Genomic DNA, 15,224 nt, shown 5'->3' with positions numbered 1-15,224 from the left:
TGCGTCGTTATGACGCAATCTTGACCGGACGGCCTGTCGATGTGCAGGGTGCAGGGTGACGAAACGCCCAGTTATGCTCGGCGGATTGACGGAAAGGCCGGCGATATGATGGACGAGCTGGATCAGCACCTTCTCGACGCGCTTCAGGACAACGCGCGGGAGCCCACGGCCGCGCTGGCCCGCCGCCTGCGCGTGTCGCGCAGCACGGTGCAGAGCCGCATCCAGCGGCTGGAGGAGCGCGGCGTGATCGCCGGCTACACGGTGCGGCTGTCGGACGAGACGGCGCGCCGGATGATCCGCGCCCATGTCTCCATCAACCTGTCGCCCAAGCTGACCGCCGCGGTGGTCCAGGCGCTGAAGCGCATCCCGGAGGTGCGGGCGCTCCACGCCATCAGCGGCGCGCATGACCTGATTGCCGTGGTGCGGACCGGGAGCATGGAGGAGATGGACGCGCTGATCGACCGCATCGGCGCCATCGACGGCATCGAGCGGACGACCTCGTCGATCATCATGGCGACAAAGTTCGAACGGTGAGGGGAGGTGATGGCCGCCCGGCCGCCGCGGTCAGCGCTTCCCAGCGGGCGTGATCTCTCCCGCCTCCTCCAGCCGCCGCAGGCAGGCGACCAGGGCGCGTTGGAAGTTGCGGCCCTCGGAGGGAAGATTCACCCCCTGGCCGGTCGTCCAGAACTCCACGAAGGCGCAATCGGCCGCACGGTCCGCGGACGGCCATTCGACGGCCACGCCCAGCCCGAGTTCCGCCGTGCGGCGTCGGCTGTCGGTGACCAGGATCTTCGCTTCCCAATGCATCCCGCCGCTGCCCGCCTCGGCGCGGCGGTGGCTCCACAGGCGCAGGTAATCGCGGAAGCTCTCGGAGGAGCGGTCGTGCTGGATATAGGCGCCGCGGTCCACCACCGCGGGGGCGAGGCGCAGCGTGTAGCGGGCCTGGGCGAGCGCCTGGGTCACCTCGGGGATCAGCCGGTCCATCTCGGCGAAGCTGCGCCGCACGTTGTCGGCCAGCGCGCTGGCCAGCGCCTCCCCCTTCAGCGCGCCGGAGGCCGCGCGGTCGGAGCGGTACATCTCGAACAGGTCGTCGCCGTCGCTCATTGCCGTGATGCGCCGCGGAAGGGGAGGATTCCTTTCGTCTACCGCCAAACCCGTTGAGAAGACATTAAGCGGAATTCCAAACCATCCATCGTCCGCCCGATCATAGCCACCCCATCATGCACGCTGCGCCGGCTGCGCGGCTCCTCCGTTCTTCAGGCGCAGCACATACATCATCACTTCGGCCACCGCCTGGTAATGCTGGAGCGGGATCACCGCGTCGACCTCCGACGCGGCGTAGAGGGCACGGGCCAGCGGCGGGTTCTCGATCACCGGAACGCCGTTCTCCTCGGCCACCGCGCGGATGCGCAGCGCCACGAGGTCGGCCCCCTTGGCGAGGCAGACCGGCGCCGGCATCTTGGCGCGGTCGTACTCCAGGGCCACCGCGAAGTGGGTCGGGTTGGCGATCACCACCGTGGCGCGCGGCACGTTTGCCATCATGCGGCGCTTCGAGCGGTCGCGCCGGATCTCGCGAAGTTTCGCCTTCAGATGGGGGTCGCCCTCGGTCTGCTTGAACTCGTCCTTCAGCTCCTGGAAGGTCATGCGCAGGCGGCGCCGCCACTCCAGCCGGTTCCACAGCACGTCCACGGCGGCCATCACCACCGTCGCCAGGAGGACGGCCAGCAGCAGCCGCAGGGTCAGGTCCCGCAGCAGGTCGGGAAGCGCCGCAACGTCCATGCCCACGATCCCCTCCGTCCAATCGATGTAGGGCGCCACGGCGAACCAGACGGCGCAGGCGATGATCGCCAGTTTCACGAGACTCTTCAGGAATTCGACCAGCGCGTGGCGCGCGAAGATGCGGCGCCAGCCGCTGAGCGGCGACAGGTGCGACAGCTTGGGCCGGATGCGGTCGCTCGCCGCCAGCAGCGGCCCCTGCCCCACCGCCGACACCACCGCCCCGCCGACCAGAAGGCCCAGCACCGGCAGCATCGCCACCGCCACCCCGCCGATCAGCCAGCGCAGGCTGTTCATCACGTCGTAGGGACCGCCGTCGAGCCGGATGTCGTTCGGATTCTCGATCAGCGGCAGCAGCACCTCGGCGATGCGCGAGGCGGCGAGCGGCCCGCCCGCCGCGGCGATCAGCCAGGCCGCCGCCATGGCGGCGGCCAGACCGACGTCGCGGGCGCGGGGGACGTCGCCCTTGTCCATCGCCTCGCGCAGGCGTTTCTCGGTCGGCTCCTCGGTTTTCTGCTCCTCGTCCTGGCCGTCGGACATCCCCGCCTCCTCACCGCCCGCCGAGCCAGCCGGCCATAGCGGCCAGCGTCGCGGTGACCATGGCGCCCGCCGTCACCAGGAAGACCAGCATCCCGCCGCCGACCATCGCCGGGGTGGCGACGAAATAGACGGGCATGGAGGGCATCACCCGGTTGACCAGGGCCAGAGCCATGTTGGCGATCATGCCGAAGACCAGGAAGGGGGCGGCCATCTGCACGCCCAGCCGGAAGGTGACGCCGACGAGCTGGGCGTAGCGCCCCGCCACCATGCCAGGATCGGGCAGCGTCGCCGCCGGCCAGCTTCCGTAGGAGCGCACCAGCGCGTCGATCATCAGGTAATGCAGGTCGAGCGCGAACAGCAGCGCCAGCCCGGCGATGACCAGCGTGCCCGACAGGATCGACCCGCTCTCGAACCCCGCCGCGTCGGTGCCGAAGGGGTTGGCGAGGCCCATCGCCTGGGCGGCGATGTTGCCGGCGACCTGGAGCGATGCCAGGAACAGCTTGGCGCCCAGCCCGAGGAAGGCACCGGCCACCGTCTCCGCGAAGATCTGCTCCAGCATCACCGCGGCGTCCGGCGGCAGCCGGTCGGGCAGGCCGGGCACGGTCGGGGTCAGCGCCAGCGCCACCGGGATCGCGATGCACAGCCGCACCCGCGGCGGCACCGCCAGCTCCCCGAAGCCCGGCAGCAGGCTGACCGCCGCGGCGACGCGGGCGAAGACCAGGAAGGCGCGGTAGACCTCCAGGCTGAGCAGGTCGGCGAGCGTGTCCATCACCGCTCCTTCAGACCTGGTCGATCGTTTTGACGGACACCTTGCGATGCAGCTCGGCGTGGCTGATGACCGGGGTCATCGGGCTGACCCGCTCCAGCAGCGAGCGCACGAAGGGCCGCACCTCCGCCCCAACCAGCAGGGCCGGCCAGACCTGGGGCGTGGCGTGCTTCTGGATGGTGATGCGCAGCGCCGTCAGGAACTCCTGCACCTGGGTCGGGGGCATGGCGAAGCGGCGATCCTCGCCCTCCGCGATGACACTCTGCTGGAGCGCCTGCTCCCAGCGCGGGGTCAGGACGATGACCGGGACGAAGCCGTCGGGTGCCGTCAGCGACTGGCAGATCTGCTGGCCGAGCCGCGCCCGCACATGCTCGGTGACCAGCGTGATGTTGCGCGTCCAGTTCACCGCCTCGGCGATGGCCTCGACGATGGCCGGCAGGTTGCGGATCGACACCCGCTCCGCCAGCAGCGCCTGAAGCACGCGCTGCACCACCACCAGCGTGATGCGCGACGGCACCATGTCGGAAATCAGCTTCTGGTACTCCCGCCCCAGCCCGTCGAGCAGCTTCTGCATGGCCGCGAAGGTCAGGAGGGTGGAGAGATGGTCCTTGATGACCTCGGTCAGGTGGGTGGTGATGACGCTTTCCGGGTCGACCACCGTGTAGCCCTTGGCGATGGCCTCCTCGTGGCGGGCCGGGTCGATCCAGCGGGCCTGGAGGTTGAAGGTCGGCTCGCGCGTCGCCTCGCCGGGCAGGTCGGGGGCCGCCCCGCCGGACGGGTCGATGGCGAGAAGCTGCTTGGGCCGCACCTCGCCGCTCGCCACCTCGACGCCCATGACGCTGACCACATAGCCCTTGGGCGGCAGAAAGCTGCTGTCCTTGATGCGCACCGACGGCAGGATGAAGCCGAACTCCTTGGCGAAGCGCTTGCGCAGCGTCTTCACCTTGCCGGTCAGCGGGCCGTTCTTGTTGAGGATCAGCGGGACGAGGTGGTTGCCGACCTCCACCTTGACCTCGTCCACCTTCAGCATGTCCTCCACCGCCTCCTCAGCCGGGGCGGTGGGCGCCTTGCGGCTCTCCTCCAGCCGGGCGAGCGCGGCGCGGCGCATCTTGCCGCGCATCGCGTACCAGCCCGCCGCGCCGAAGCCGCCGCCGAGCATGACGAAGGGCGCGGCGGGCAGGCCCGGCGTGACGCCCAGCGTGACCAGAAGCCCGCCCGCCACCATCAGCGCCTTGGGATAGCCGCCGAGCTGGGCGAGCACCGCCTGATCGGCGGAACCGACGTTGCCGCCCTTGGTCACCAGCAGGCCGGCGGCCAGCGAGACGACCAGCGCCGGGATCTGCGTCGCCAGACCGTCGCCCACCGTCAGGATGGTGTAGACCGACGCCGCGGATTCGAAGGACATGCCCTGCTGCGCCATGCCGATGGCCATGCCGCCCAGCACGTTGATGGCGGTGATGACCAGCCCGGCCACCGCGTCGCCGCGCACGAACTTCGACGCGCCGTCCATGGCGCCGAAGAAGGTGCTCTCGTCCTCCAGCTCCTTGCGGCGGCGGCGGGCCTCGACGTCGTCGATCATGCCGGCGGACAGGTCGGCGTCGATGGCCATCTGCTTGCCGGGGATGGCGTCCAGCGTGAAGCGCGCGCCGACCTCCGCGATGCGGGAGGCACCCTTGGTGATGACCACGAAGTTGATGACGATCAGGATGGCGAAGATCACCACGCCGATCACGAAGTTGCCGCCCATGATGAATTGGCTGAAGCCCTCGATCACATGGCCGGCGGCGGACGGGCCGGTGTGGCCGTGGCTGAGGATCAGGCGGGTGGAGGCGATGTTCAGCGCCAGCCGCAGCACCGTGACGACCAGCAGGACGGTCGGGAAGGACGAGAAGTCCAGCGGCTTGCTGATCCACAGCGAGACCATCAGGATCAGCACGCTGACCGCCAGCGACAGCGTCAGCCCGAGGTCGAGGAACCAGGTCGGCACCGGCAGGAACAGCACGGCCAGCACCAGCAGGATGCCCAGCGCGAACAGCACGTCGCGGTTCGCCAGCCCGGCATCGCCGAGGCTGGTCATCCGGTTGCGAAGGGTGTCCGTGAAAGCCATGCGGGAACTCCAGGGTGCGGCACCGTTGGTACGCTAGCGTCCCGTGGTAAAACCGGCTTTTACGTCTGCGCTACTCGGCTGTCGGCAACAGCGGTTTCACCGCCGCGTTGGCGTAGAGGCTGGACAGGAAGGACAGGCGGCCAAGCTCGGCCTTGCCCCAGGCGGGCAGCGCACCGGCGGCGGCTTGGGAATTGGCGGTCTGGGGACCGGCGGCCAGCGTCTTCAGGTAATCCATGGCGCCGGCTACCCAGCGCCGGTTGCCGCCGACCCGCTCGCGGTAGGCCGCCCCGCGCTCCGACTGGGCGGAGTGGTAGCGGGCGATGGCGGCGTCCAGCGATCCCTGCGCGCGGTGCAGGTCGCCGAGGAAGCGCGCGGCGTAGCGGGCGTTGGCGCGCGGGTCGAAGGCGGTCTCCAGGTCGGGGAAGGCGTCGGGGTGCCATTTCAGATTGACCTGGAGGCAGCCCACGTCGATGGAGCGCGTGCCCCGCGCCTGCGCGGCGCGCACGAAGGTGATGGCCTCCTCCCGCGTCGGGAAGTAGCGGGAGGCGCCTTCGGTGTTGACGGTCCAGGGCCAGACGGTGAACAGCCGGTCGGCGGTCATCCGCCCGGCCTCGGTAAAGCCCATGGCGAGCAGCATGTGGTCGGTCACCCCGGCCTCGCGCTCTGCCGCCAGGATGGCGTCGATGCAGGCGGCCTCCGGCGGCAGGCTGCGCGCGGGCAGGGCTCTTGGCGCGTAGAGGGCGGTGGACCAAGTGCCGATCTGGGCGGCGGGCGGCTTCACCTCCGCTGCCGATGCGGTTCCGGCCAGGAGCAGCAGCGCCAGTCCGGCCAGCCGGCGCATGTCACCGCACCGAGACGATCAGGCTGCCCAGCCGATCGGCGTAGGTGGTGAGCGCGCCGTACATGAAGGGCAGCGCCAGCACGGTGGTGACCAGGATGGCGACGATCTTCGGCACGAAGGTCAGCGTCATCTCCTGCACCTGGGTCAGCGCCTGGACCAGCGAGATCGCCACGCCGACCAGGACCGCGACGACCAGCGGCGGGGCGGCGATCAGCAGCATCGTCCAGATGCCGGTGCGCAGGACTTCCAGCACGTCGGCTTCGTTCATTGGGGGAGTTCCTCACTGTTGCCCCCACCCTTCCCATGCTGCGCATGGGCCCCTTCCCTCCCCCGCTTCGCAGGAGAGGGAGCTTAGTCCCCTCCCCTGCGAAGCGGGGGAGGGTTAGGGAGGGGGCAATAACGCTCCAATCACCGCACAGCTCAAATCGCCATCCGCATGACGTCCTGATAGGCCTGCACCATGCGGTCGCGGATCGACACCACCGTCTGCACGGTCATCTCGGCGGCGAGCACGGAGCGCACGACCTCGTGCGTGCCGGCCTTGCCGGCGACGGCGGCGACGGACATGCGCTCGCCCTCGTTCAGCGTCTCCACCGCCTGAGACACCTGACGGTCGAGGAAGGCGCCGAAGCTGCTCTCCGCCGTCGACGCCGCCGTATCGGCGGACGGTGACGCCGCAGCCGCCGCGTTGGGCGGGGTGGCGAGCGAGGCGGCGGGGGCCGGCTGGGCCAGGGGCGCGCGGTGGAGGCCGTAGGCGGCGGCGGCGCGGCCAATGGGTTCGATCATGCTCTTTCGTCTCCTCAGCCGCGCAGAAGGTCGATCATGCGGCTCATCATGCTGCGCGACTGCTCGATGACGTTGACGCTCGCCTCGAAGGACCGGCTGGCCTCGCGCATGTCCATCATCTCGATCAGCGGCTGGACGTTCGGGCGCTTGACGTAGCCCTTCTCGTCGGCGGCGGGATGCGAGGGCTCGTAGACGAGCTGGAAGTCGCTGCGGTCGCGCCCGATCTGCTTGACCTTCACAAGTTCCGACCCGGCGGCGCGGTCCATCGTGGTCGCGAAGGATACGGTTTTGCGGCGGTAGGGATCGCCGCCCGCCGTCATGGCGGTGGAATCGGAGTTGGCGATGTTCTCGGCAACCACGCGCAGCCGGGTGCCCTGCGCCTGCAGGCCCGAACTGGCGATCCGCATCGTCGCGGCCAGGGGATCGGTGAGCATGGGAGGGGACTCCGAAGTCGTCAGCCGGCGCGCCAGGCGGCGCGCAGGATTTGCAGGTTGCGCTGGAACAGGCCGGCGGTCAGGGCGAAGGCGTCGCGCGTCTCGCTGCCCTTGGTCATTTCCTGCTCCAGCGACACGGCGTTGCCGTCCGGCGTGGTTTCCCACTGCTCGGGCTTGCGCGCCTCCTGCACCGCGCCGGACGGGTTGAAGCCCGTCAGGTGCATGGGCGAGGTGAGCGCGGGCGCCACCGCTTGCTGGCCGTCCATCAGCGCCGCGAAGGGTTTCAGGTCCTTCGGCTGATAGCCGGGCGTGTTCGCGTTCACGACGTTGGCGGCGATCAGCTTCTGCCGCTCCGCCAAGTAATCGAGGCGCGCGCCGGCCAGCCGGAACACCGAAATATTGCTAAAATCCATTGGAACGGCCCTATCGCAAAGCCGGAAAGCAAGGCAGGGCCAAGATGACGCCCGCCGTTTAAAACCGGATTTAAAATCCTCGTGGCAGGATCAGCGCATTCCGACACGGCGGAGACGTCCCGGCGATGCGCGTGCTTTCCAACCTTCTGTCCGAGATCGAGCGGATGCCGACCCGATCCTGGCGCGGCGAGATCCGCAGCGCCACCGGCATGACGCTGGAGGTGGAGGGGCTGCGCCGCGTCCTGGCGGTGGGCGACAAATGCTGGGCGGAGACGGCGCGCGGCCAGCGGCTGCTGTGCGAGACCATCGGCTTCCGCCAGGGCCGCACGCTGCTGATGGCCTTCGACAACCTCGACGGCGTGGCGGAGGGCTGCGCCGCCGTCACCGACGACACCGCCTTCACGCTGCGCCCCGGCCCCGGCTGGCTGGGCCGCGTCGTCAACGCCTTGGGGGAACCGATCGACGGGCGCGGCCCCTTGCGCAACGGCCACCACGCCCGCCCGCTGCGCGCCGCCCCGCCGCCGGCCTACGCGCGCCGCCGGGTGGGGGCGAAGATGGACACCGGCGTGCGCGCCATCGACGTCTTCACACCCATCTGCCGCGGCCAGCGCATGGGCGTCTTCGCCGGGTCCGGCGTCGGCAAATCGACGCTGCTGTCGATGGTCGCCCGCCACGCCGGGGCCGACGCCATCGTGATCGGGCTGGTCGGGGAACGCGGGCGCGAGGTGCAGGAATTCATCCAGGATGACCTGGGAGCGGACGGCCTCGCCCGCTCCGTCGTCGTCGTCGCCACCTCGGACGAGCCGCCGCTGATGCGCCGGCAGGCCGCCTATCTCTGCCTGACCGTGGCGGAGGAGTTGCGCGACCGCGGCCTGCACGTCCTCTGCCTGATCGACAGCGTGACGCGCTTCGCCATGGCCCAGCGCGAGATCGGGCTGGCCGCCGGGGAGCCGCCGACCGCCAAGAGCTACCCGCCCAGCGTCTTCGCCGAACTCCCCAAACTGATGGAGCGCGCCGGGCCGGGACGCGAGGGCCAGGGCGACATCACCGGCATCTTCACCGTGCTGGTCGACGGCGACGACCATGACGAGCCCATCGCCGACGCGGTGCGCGGCATCCTCGACGGCCACATCGTGCTGGACCGCCGCATCGCCGAGCAGGGCCGCTACCCCGCCGTCAACGTGCTGCGCAGCGTGTCGCGCCTGCTGCCCGGCTGCCACACGGCGGAGCAGAACGCCCTGCTGCGCCGCGCGCGGAGCCTCGCCGCCACCTACGACAACATGCGGGAGCTGGTGCGCATCGGCGCTTACAAGCAGGGCACCGATGCGGAGGTGGACGGCGCCGTCGCGCTGAACCCGGCGCTGGAGGAGTTCCTGCGCCAGGGCAAGGACGACGCCACGCCGTCCCCCGACTCCTTCCGTGTCCTCGACCGCATCCTCGCCGTTCCCGCCGGAGCCACGCCATGACCAACGCCACCGCGCTCGCCGCCCGCGCGCTTGCCCCGACCACCCCTCCGGCCAACCCCGCCGCCGCCAAGCCGGAGGCGGCGGACCTCAGCCTGGATTTCGGGGACCTGCTGGACGCGGTGAATCCGCTCCAGCATCTGCCGGGGGTGTCGCAGGTCTACCGCCACGCCACCGGCGACGAGATCGGCCTGCCGGCGCGGCTGGCCGGCGGCTTCCTGTTCGGCGGCCCCATCGGCCTGCTGGGCAGCGCCGCCATGGCCGCCTTCGAGGCGGTGACCGGCGACGACCCGCTGGGCCACCTCGTCGCGCTGGCGGAGGGCGGCTCGGACGAGACGAAGGCCCCGGCGAAGGACGCGCCGTCCAACGCCCCGCCCCTGCCTTTCCTCGCCGGTCCGGCGCAAGAGCCGCAAACGGAGCCAACGCCGGACCATCGCCCGACCCCCGCCGTGCTGGCGGAAGCGCTCGCCCGCAAGACGCCAAGCACCGACGCCGCGGCGGATGTACCGGCGCCCAAGGCGGAGCAGCCCGCCCCGCAAATCCTGGCGAAGCTCTACGAGTTGCATGCCACCCAACCGGCGGACCGCCCGGCCGTCCGGCTCTGACCCCGGTCAGCGCAGCGCTTTCGCCAGCGCGTCCATGAACAGCCGCACCTTCGGCGGCACGAAGCGCGCCGAGGGGTGGACGCCCCACACCGCCAGCGGCTCCAACGCCCCGTCGGACAGGCGGAGCGCCACCAGCGCGCCGCGCGCCACCTCGTCGCGCACGTCCCACTCGGACAGCACGGCGATGCCGAGCCCGGCGAGGCAGATGTCCCGCAACCCCTCGATGGAATTGGCGGTGAAGCGGCCGCGCACCCGGACGCGCCGCTCCCGCCCGTCACCCGCGAAGCTCCAGTGGGTCGTGCCGGACAGGCACAGGCACTCGTGCTCCGCCAGATCGGCGACGGCGGCGGGCGTGCCGCGGGCCGCCAGATAGCCGGGCGTGGCGTAAAGCCCCCGCGGGTTGTCGGCCAGCCGCCGCGCGATCAGCGCGCTATCCTTCAGATGCGCGATGCGGATGGCGAGGTCGATGCCCTGCCCGACGATGTCCACCACCGTGTCGGTCAGCAGCAGATCGACCGAAACCTGCGGGTTGTCCGTCAGGAAGTCCGCGACCACCGGCACCACCACCTTGCGCCCGAAGGCGGCGGAGGCGGTCAGCCGCAACAGCCCCGACGCCCCGGCGGAGGACGGGCGGACGCTGGCCCGCGCCGCCGCCTCGTTCTCCAGCATCGCCTGGGCGAAGGGCAGCATCGCCTCCCCCTCCGGCGTCAGGGCGAGGGAGCGGGTGGTCCGCTGCATCAGCCGCGCGCCCATGGCCTCCTCCAGCGCGGCCAGCCGCCGGGTCGCCATCAGCGGCGAGATGCCCAGCCGCCGGGCGGCCCCGGCCAAGCTGCCGGCCTGGGCGGCTTCCACCAGAACGGCGAGTCCGGCGAGGTCCATTACTTCATATTCCGACATACAGGCCATTCATTCTGCATGACTGATGCGGATTGTGAAAGTGCGATAGGGTCTGTCGCAGAAATCATCGCCTTGGGCCTCACATAGCCCTCTCCCCAGAGGGGAGAGGGGATGTTGCAAAAGGACCGCATGTCATGAGCATCACCGACACAATGCCCCACACATCAACCCACGCACCCGACCAAACCCGGCTCGGGCGCGGGCTGACCTTCGCCATGGCGACCGCCGCGGGGCTGGCCGTCGCGAACATCTACTACAACCAGCCCATGCTGGGCCTGATCGAAGGCGACCTGCCCGGCCCGCTGACCGGCATGATCCCCACCGCCACGCAGCTCGGCTACGCCGCCGGACTGCTCCTGCTGGTGCCGCTGGGCGATCTGGTGGAGCGGCGGCGGCTGATCGTCGGGCAGTTCCTGCTGCTCGCCGCGGCGCTGGTCGTGACGGCGCTGGCCCAGGGGCCCGCCCTGCTGGTCGCCGCCTCGCTGCTGCTCGGCGTCTCGGCGACGGTGGCCCAGCAGATCGTTCCCTTCGCCGCGCATCTCGCCTCGCCGCAGCGGCGGGGGGCGGCGGTGGGGACCGTCATGTCGGGGGTGCTGACCGGCATCCTGCTCAGCCGCACGCTGGCCGGCTTCGTCGGAACGCACGAGGGCTGGCGCGCCATGTTCTGGCTGGCCGTTCCGCTGGCTCTGGCTGCGGCCGCGCTGATGGCCGTCATGCTGCCGCGCAGCCATCCGAACGCGTCCTTGCGCTACCCGGCGCTGATGCGCTCGCTGGTCCATCTGTGGCGGGAGTTTCCGGCCCTGCGGCTGGCCGCGGTCACCCAGGGGCTGCTGTTCGCCGCCTTCACCACCTTCTGGACCATCCTGGCGCTGCGTCTGGCCGAGCCGCGCTTCGGCCTGGGCGCCGACGCGGCGGGGCTGTTCGGCATCGTCGGCGCGGTCGGCATCCTGGCCGCCCCGCTGGCCGGGCGGATCGCCGACCGCAGCGGGCCGCACCGGGTGATCCTGCTGGGCACGCTGCTGACGCTCGCCTCCTGGCTGCTGTTCGGGCTGTGGACGTCGGTCGCCGGGCTGGTCGCCGGGGTGATCCTGCTCGACTTCGCGGTCCAGGCGGCGCTGGTGTCGAACCAACACATCGTCTACGCCCTGCGCCCCGAAGCCCGCGCGCGGCTGAACACCATCTTCATGGGCGGCATGTTCCTGGGCGGCGCGCTGGGATCGAGCGCGGCGACGCTGGCCTGGAACGCCGGGGGCTGGACCGCGGTGACCGGTCTGGGCATCGCCGTCGCCGCGGCGGCCACCGCCCTGCAACTCGCCGCACGGCGCCGGTAAGGAGGTCTGTGGAATGCCGGGGGCCTTAGCGCCCCCCGCTCCGCGCCGAGCGCTCCAGGGAGCGGATGTGCGACAGGCCCGGCAGGATTTCGGAACGGATGAACTCCAAGCGGCGGACCGGGCCGCCGCCGCTGGAGAAGCGAGCCTTCCACAGGGCCATCTTCACCGCCAGCCCGCACAGCACCCCGCCGATGGTGACGTGGTGGTTGGTGATCAGGTCGCGGATGCTGCGGAAGCTCTGGGCGTTGATGTTGCGCCAGAAGTCCTTGGAGCGGTTGTCGAAGCTCTCGAACCGCCCGGTGATGGAGGCGGCGATCTCCGTCAGGTCCCGGCCCACCTCGTCGAGCATCCGGGCGTGGCGGGCGTCGCGGCGGACCTCGCTGAAGCCGCGCACCGCGTCCATCCAGGCCAGGAAGGCCTGCACGTCGGGGACGATCTCGTCCAGGCACTGCTTGAAATAGGCCAGCGACAGGAAGATGTCGCCGTACTCCTCAAGGAAGGCCGGGATGTCGGCCATGGCGATGTCCAGCCGGTCGGCCATCATGGTCAGCCGGCGGCGCACCTCCGCCAGATCGGGTTCGGCGAACAGGCGGATCAGGTCCTCGACATTCTGCACCTGCACGTCGTCGCTGCCGTAGACGCTTTCGATCAGCGGGCGGGTGAAGACGCGCATGTAGCGGGTGAGCTGGTCCTTCCGGCGCTGGGACAGGCGCAGGGCGGCGTGCTCATCCACCGCGATCTTCAGGCGGCGCAGCTCGATGCGCAGGGAATAGACATCGAAGCTGGCGGCCTGGGCGATCTGCCCGATCATCAGCAGGTCGCGGTCCAGCTCGGGCGAGCGGTTGCCAAAATGCAGCGGCAGTTGGCTGGGCATCACCTGCCCGCTGCCGGCGTGAACGTCGTTGAAGAGCTCCACCACCGTCTGGAGCCGGACGTTCTTGATCAGCCGCGCCCGGCGCAGGCCCGGAGTCTCCAGCGGCAGGATGGTCATCGGCAGGATATGAAGGGAGTCGCGGGCGGTGTCCTCGTCCCGGTCGTCCGGGCCGGGCAGCAGGGCCACGACGTGCGGCCAAGTGCCCGGCGGCCTGGCCTGTCGGCTCGGCTGCACAGCCAATCTCCCGGAATTCGGCCTGCCGGAACGCCGCCGCTCAGAAGCGCGGGAAGTTCAGCAGCGACATGGTGATGGACGGGTCGATGGCGATGATCGATGAGCGTCCGCGGCTGTTGATCGGCCCGATGTAGGGGAGGTTCGTGGAGGCCCCGGCGGGCCCACCGTTCTTCAGGTCGTACATGGCCGAGAAGCGGTCCAGGAACTTCCCGAGCTTGGCCGGGTCCTTGAAGTCGGCGATGTCGAAGCGCTTCTTCAGCTTGTCGACCAGCCGGTCGAGGTCGCCCAGCGCCGACTGCTCGGGAATGTCGAGCGCGGTGAAGACCACCTTCTGCAGCGCGCGGTCGGCCATCACCTGATACCAGTTGGTGATGCGCGGCGCTTTGCGGTCGAAATAGAGCGCCAGACGGACCGCCGGATTGCTCTCCTCCGCCTTCACCTCCAGCGACACGTCGACAAAGCGGTCGACGATGGCCTTGACGATCGCCGGCTCCTTCAGCGTGGCGCCGCCCGTCTCCTTGAAGGACAGGACGGTGGCCATCTCCTTGAACTTTGCGTCGTTCATGCGGTTGGCCAGCGCCTCCGGGTCCTTCACCCCCTGGTCCAGCACCTTGCGGATGAGGGCGCGCGCGTAGGTCTGGCTTTCCAGGTCGAAGGCCACCATGACGAAGCGATAGAGCTTGTCGTCCTTCAGAAGCTCCTCGGCGCTGGAAATCTTGCCGATGTTCGCCTCGAAATAGGCGATGTTGCGCTTCACGTCGGGCCGCGAGCGGATCATCGCGTCGTAGCGGTCCTGGTTGCGGACGATCTGGCGATAATCCTGGAGCGTGCTCATGCCTTCACCTCCGGGGCCTTCGGCCGCCCGCTCTCCTCCGCCGCGTCCTCCGCCGGATCGGCGTAGGAGGGCGGGATGCGCAGGATCACCTCGCCGGTGTGGGTGTCGAGCACCTCGGTGGAGAGGCGGCCCGTGCCGGGGTCGAGGTTGACGCGGTAGGGCGGGATGGGGTCGGGCAAGATTGGATCGGGCTGGCGGCGGTTGTCGGATTCCGCCGACGCGCGGGTCTCCTCGACCACCTCGGTGGCCTTGGCGGCTTCGGCCTGGGCGGCGCGCAGCCGGTCGGCCTGACGCTGGCGGGCTTCGGCGATCAGATCGGCGCTGGCGGTGCCGCGCTCGCCGTTGACGCCGGACACGCCGCCGGTCAGTCCCTGGATGGGGGCGGGCATGGCGGTCAGGCCTCCACGCAAGTCTCGGGAGTTCGCTCGTCCCGCGGGGAGCGCTGGGCGTTCAGCAGCCCGTCCTCGTAGGCCATCACCGGCCGCAGGCAGGCCAGCGCCTTGTAGTAGTCGCGGTCGCTGACGTTGCGCATCGCCTGCATGATGCGGTCCTGCATCTCCGGATGCATGAAGGCGGTGTAGAGCTTGGCCATCATGCCGGCGACGACGCTGCCGTACTGCTCCGCCGCCTGGGGGTCCAGCAGCATGCTCTGGATCAGGAAGTAGGCGCGGCGGACCGGGGTGTCGGCCTCGTCCTCCTGCATGATGTCGCTGCCGCGGATGATCTGGGCGAAGTTGCTGACGGTCAGGGTGTAGCGGCGGTTCTCGTTCTGCACGACGCAGCCGTTGATGACCACGCGCTCGCAGGGCTTGAGGCGGAGCTTAAGCGCCATAGGACGCCTCCATCGCCGCGGGGGCCTCCGTGCGGGCCACGCCCTGCAGGCCGCGCATGACCGACCGGTTGATGTCGATCAGCCCGCCCGCGTCGGCCTCGCCGCGCAGCACCTGGGTGGTCTGCCGGGCCACCGAGAAGGACAGCGAGACCAGCCCGGCGCGCAGCGCCTCGGGCAGCGCGTTGCCGTCCTCCAGCAGGTCGGCGCGCAGCGTGTTCCAGAGTTCCAGGTTGCGCCACAGCGCGTCCTTCAGCGCCGCCGACCGCCAGCCGGCGTCGCGGTTGGCCTCCAGATCCAGGGTGATGCGGAGGAAGACCAGATATTCGATGCGGCGCGGGTCTTCGCACTCGGCCATCGTCTGCTGGTAGGCGGCGATGCTCATGGTCGCACCTTATGCAACGCGCACGGGGGCGCCGGAATGGGGCTGGGGCTGGATCGAATAAGGAAAAAGAGGCCGGCGCCCCCTCGGGAGAGGGACGCCGGCCGGACC

General features: G+C 70.2%; 19 protein-coding genes. 4 read left to right on the top strand and 15 right to left on the bottom strand.

The genetic code is table 11. The annotated features are described in order from the left end of the window. Window positions 1-105: 105 nt before the first annotated feature. Window positions 106-534 carry an Lrp/AsnC family transcriptional regulator gene (locus tag AMK58_RS26280; RefSeq protein WP_035682240.1) on the top strand — a complete coding sequence of 143 codons (429 nt, stop codon included), beginning with the start codon at window positions 106-108 and terminating at the stop codon, window positions 532-534. 30 nt (window positions 535-564) lie between these two features. Here the strand turns inward: AMK58_RS26280 and AMK58_RS26275 are convergent, their stop codons facing one another. The 9 genes from AMK58_RS26275 to AMK58_RS26235 all read right to left on the bottom strand — a co-directional run bounded on the left by AMK58_RS26275 (window position 565) and on the right by AMK58_RS26235 (window position 7,663). Further along, a complete protein-coding gene (locus tag AMK58_RS26275) occupies window positions 565-1,104 on the bottom strand; it encodes a hypothetical protein (protein WP_035682238.1) in 540 nt (179 codons plus the stop codon). Window positions 1,105-1,218: 114 nt separating this feature from the next. Beyond that, window positions 1,219-2,316 (bottom strand): flagellar biosynthesis protein FlhB, encoded by a 1,098-nt coding sequence (gene flhB, locus AMK58_RS26270; RefSeq protein ID WP_035682236.1) that lies wholly within the window; start codon window positions 2,314-2,316, stop codon window positions 1,219-1,221. A 10-nt stretch (window positions 2,317-2,326) separates the two neighbouring features. Further along, complete coding sequence (locus AMK58_RS26265; RefSeq protein ID WP_035682233.1) at window positions 2,327-3,085, bottom strand: flagellar biosynthetic protein FliR; 759 nt, start codon at window positions 3,083-3,085, stop codon at window positions 2,327-2,329. A gap of 10 nt (window positions 3,086-3,095) precedes the next feature. Continuing rightward, window positions 3,096-5,189, bottom strand: coding sequence for a flagellar biosynthesis protein FlhA (flhA, locus tag AMK58_RS26260; protein ID WP_059399653.1), 2,094 nt, complete (start codon window positions 5,187-5,189; stop codon window positions 3,096-3,098). 70 nt (window positions 5,190-5,259) lie between these two features. Then, complete coding sequence (locus tag AMK58_RS26255) at window positions 5,260-6,030, bottom strand: lysozyme family protein (protein ID WP_035682231.1); 771 nt, start codon at window positions 6,028-6,030, stop codon at window positions 5,260-5,262. A 1-nt stretch (window position 6,031) separates the two neighbouring features. Then, window positions 6,032-6,298 carry a flagellar biosynthesis protein FliQ gene (gene fliQ / locus AMK58_RS26250; protein ID WP_035682228.1) on the bottom strand — a complete coding sequence of 89 codons (267 nt, stop codon included), beginning with the start codon at window positions 6,296-6,298 and terminating at the stop codon, window positions 6,032-6,034. A 152-nt stretch (window positions 6,299-6,450) separates the two neighbouring features. Next, window positions 6,451-6,816, bottom strand: a complete 366-nt coding sequence (gene fliE, locus AMK58_RS26245) for a flagellar hook-basal body complex protein FliE (protein ID WP_059399652.1) — start codon at window positions 6,814-6,816, stop codon at window positions 6,451-6,453. Window positions 6,817-6,830: 14 nt separating this feature from the next. After that, window positions 6,831-7,250, bottom strand: a complete 420-nt coding sequence (flgC, locus tag AMK58_RS26240) for a flagellar basal body rod protein FlgC (protein WP_035682224.1) — start codon at window positions 7,248-7,250, stop codon at window positions 6,831-6,833. A 20-nt stretch (window positions 7,251-7,270) separates the two neighbouring features. Beyond that, window positions 7,271-7,663: a flagellar basal body protein gene (locus tag AMK58_RS26235; protein ID WP_035682222.1), complete on the bottom strand. Its 393-nt coding sequence runs from the start codon at window positions 7,661-7,663 to the stop codon at window positions 7,271-7,273. Window positions 7,664-7,788: 125 nt separating this feature from the next. Between AMK58_RS26235 and fliI the strand changes: the two genes are divergently transcribed. Both fliI and AMK58_RS26225 read left to right on the top strand, forming a co-directional pair. Beyond that, window positions 7,789-9,129, top strand: coding sequence for a flagellar protein export ATPase FliI (fliI, locus tag AMK58_RS26230; RefSeq protein ID WP_059399651.1), 1,341 nt, complete (start codon window positions 7,789-7,791; stop codon window positions 9,127-9,129). Further along, a complete protein-coding gene (locus AMK58_RS26225; protein WP_059399650.1) occupies window positions 9,126-9,731 on the top strand; it encodes a hypothetical protein in 606 nt (201 codons plus the stop codon). The genes fliI and AMK58_RS26225 overlap by 4 nt, the downstream gene beginning before the upstream one ends. Window positions 9,732-9,737: 6 nt before the next feature. Here the strand turns inward: AMK58_RS26225 and AMK58_RS26220 are convergent, their stop codons facing one another. Next, a complete protein-coding gene (locus AMK58_RS26220) occupies window positions 9,738-10,610 on the bottom strand; it encodes a LysR family transcriptional regulator (RefSeq protein ID WP_035682217.1) in 873 nt (290 codons plus the stop codon). Window positions 10,611-10,762: 152 nt separating this feature from the next. On the opposite strand from AMK58_RS26220, the gene AMK58_RS26215 reads away from it, so the two are divergent. Further along, a complete protein-coding gene (locus AMK58_RS26215; RefSeq protein ID WP_196813258.1) occupies window positions 10,763-11,959 on the top strand; it encodes an MFS transporter in 1,197 nt (398 codons plus the stop codon). Window positions 11,960-11,984: 25 nt separating this feature from the next. Here the strand turns inward: AMK58_RS26215 and AMK58_RS26210 are convergent, their stop codons facing one another. The 5 genes from AMK58_RS26210 to flaF form a co-directional block, all read right to left on the bottom strand. Continuing rightward, complete coding sequence (locus AMK58_RS26210; RefSeq protein WP_014199647.1) at window positions 11,985-13,019, bottom strand: hypothetical protein; 1,035 nt, start codon at window positions 13,017-13,019, stop codon at window positions 11,985-11,987. Between the two features lie 88 nt (window positions 13,020-13,107). After that, on the bottom strand, window positions 13,108-13,902 hold the full coding sequence (locus tag AMK58_RS26205; RefSeq protein ID WP_035682215.1) for a DUF1217 domain-containing protein: 795 nt from the start codon (window positions 13,900-13,902) through the stop codon (window positions 13,108-13,110). Further along, entirely contained in the window at window positions 13,899-14,291 is a 393-nt protein-coding gene (locus tag AMK58_RS26200) for a FlaG family protein (RefSeq protein ID WP_035682213.1), read from the bottom strand. The genes AMK58_RS26205 and AMK58_RS26200 overlap by 4 nt, the downstream gene beginning before the upstream one ends. Before the next feature lie 5 nt (window positions 14,292-14,296). Next, window positions 14,297-14,734 (bottom strand): flagellar biosynthesis repressor FlbT, encoded by a 438-nt coding sequence (locus AMK58_RS26195; protein WP_035682210.1) that lies wholly within the window; start codon window positions 14,732-14,734, stop codon window positions 14,297-14,299. Further along, on the bottom strand, window positions 14,724-15,116 hold the full coding sequence (gene flaF, locus AMK58_RS26190; RefSeq protein WP_035682208.1) for a flagellar biosynthesis regulator FlaF: 393 nt from the start codon (window positions 15,114-15,116) through the stop codon (window positions 14,724-14,726). The genes AMK58_RS26195 and flaF overlap by 11 nt, the downstream gene beginning before the upstream one ends. Window positions 15,117-15,224: the final 108 nt, after the last annotated feature.

Source organism: Azospirillum brasilense, assembly GCF_001315015.1.
Taxonomy (GTDB): Bacteria; Pseudomonadota; Alphaproteobacteria; order Azospirillales; family Azospirillaceae; genus Azospirillum; species Azospirillum brasilense.
Note: the sequence above shows the minus strand (reverse complement) of the source record. Positions and strands in the feature narration are given on the sequence as shown.

Excerpts from the sequence above, each read along its gene's own strand:
- AMK58_RS26280 (WP_035682240.1), top strand. The coding sequence starts at position 106 with ATGATGGACGAGCTGGATCAGCACCTTCTCGACGCGCTTCAGGACAAC.
- AMK58_RS26275 (WP_035682238.1), bottom strand. The coding sequence starts at position 1,104 with ATGAGCGACGGCGACGACCTGTTCGAGATGTACCGCTCCGACCGCGCG.
- flhB (WP_035682236.1), bottom strand. The coding sequence starts at position 2,316 with ATGTCCGACGGCCAGGACGAGGAGCAGAAAACCGAGGAGCCGACCGAG.
- AMK58_RS26265 (WP_035682233.1), bottom strand. The coding sequence starts at position 3,085 with ATGGACACGCTCGCCGACCTGCTCAGCCTGGAGGTCTACCGCGCCTTC.
- flhA (WP_059399653.1), bottom strand. The coding sequence starts at position 5,189 with ATGGCTTTCACGGACACCCTTCGCAACCGGATGACCAGCCTCGGCGAT.
- AMK58_RS26255 (WP_035682231.1), bottom strand. The coding sequence starts at position 6,030 with ATGCGCCGGCTGGCCGGACTGGCGCTGCTGCTCCTGGCCGGAACCGCA.
- fliQ (WP_035682228.1), bottom strand. The coding sequence starts at position 6,298 with ATGAACGAAGCCGACGTGCTGGAAGTCCTGCGCACCGGCATCTGGACG.
- fliE (WP_059399652.1), bottom strand. The coding sequence starts at position 6,816 with ATGATCGAACCCATTGGCCGCGCCGCCGCCGCCTACGGCCTCCACCGC.
- flgC (WP_035682224.1), bottom strand. The coding sequence starts at position 7,250 with ATGCTCACCGATCCCCTGGCCGCGACGATGCGGATCGCCAGTTCGGGC.
- AMK58_RS26235 (WP_035682222.1), bottom strand. The coding sequence starts at position 7,663 with ATGGATTTTAGCAATATTTCGGTGTTCCGGCTGGCCGGCGCGCGCCTC.
- fliI (WP_059399651.1), top strand. The coding sequence starts at position 7,789 with ATGCGCGTGCTTTCCAACCTTCTGTCCGAGATCGAGCGGATGCCGACC.
- AMK58_RS26225 (WP_059399650.1), top strand. The coding sequence starts at position 9,126 with ATGACCAACGCCACCGCGCTCGCCGCCCGCGCGCTTGCCCCGACCACC.
- AMK58_RS26220 (WP_035682217.1), bottom strand. The coding sequence starts at position 10,610 with ATGGACCTCGCCGGACTCGCCGTTCTGGTGGAAGCCGCCCAGGCCGGC.
- AMK58_RS26215 (WP_196813258.1), top strand. The coding sequence starts at position 10,763 with ATGAGCATCACCGACACAATGCCCCACACATCAACCCACGCACCCGAC.
- AMK58_RS26205 (WP_035682215.1), bottom strand. The coding sequence starts at position 13,902 with ATGAGCACGCTCCAGGATTATCGCCAGATCGTCCGCAACCAGGACCGC.
- AMK58_RS26200 (WP_035682213.1), bottom strand. The coding sequence starts at position 14,291 with ATGCCCGCCCCCATCCAGGGACTGACCGGCGGCGTGTCCGGCGTCAAC.
- AMK58_RS26195 (WP_035682210.1), bottom strand. The coding sequence starts at position 14,734 with ATGGCGCTTAAGCTCCGCCTCAAGCCCTGCGAGCGCGTGGTCATCAAC.
- flaF (WP_035682208.1), bottom strand. The coding sequence starts at position 15,116 with ATGAGCATCGCCGCCTACCAGCAGACGATGGCCGAGTGCGAAGACCCG.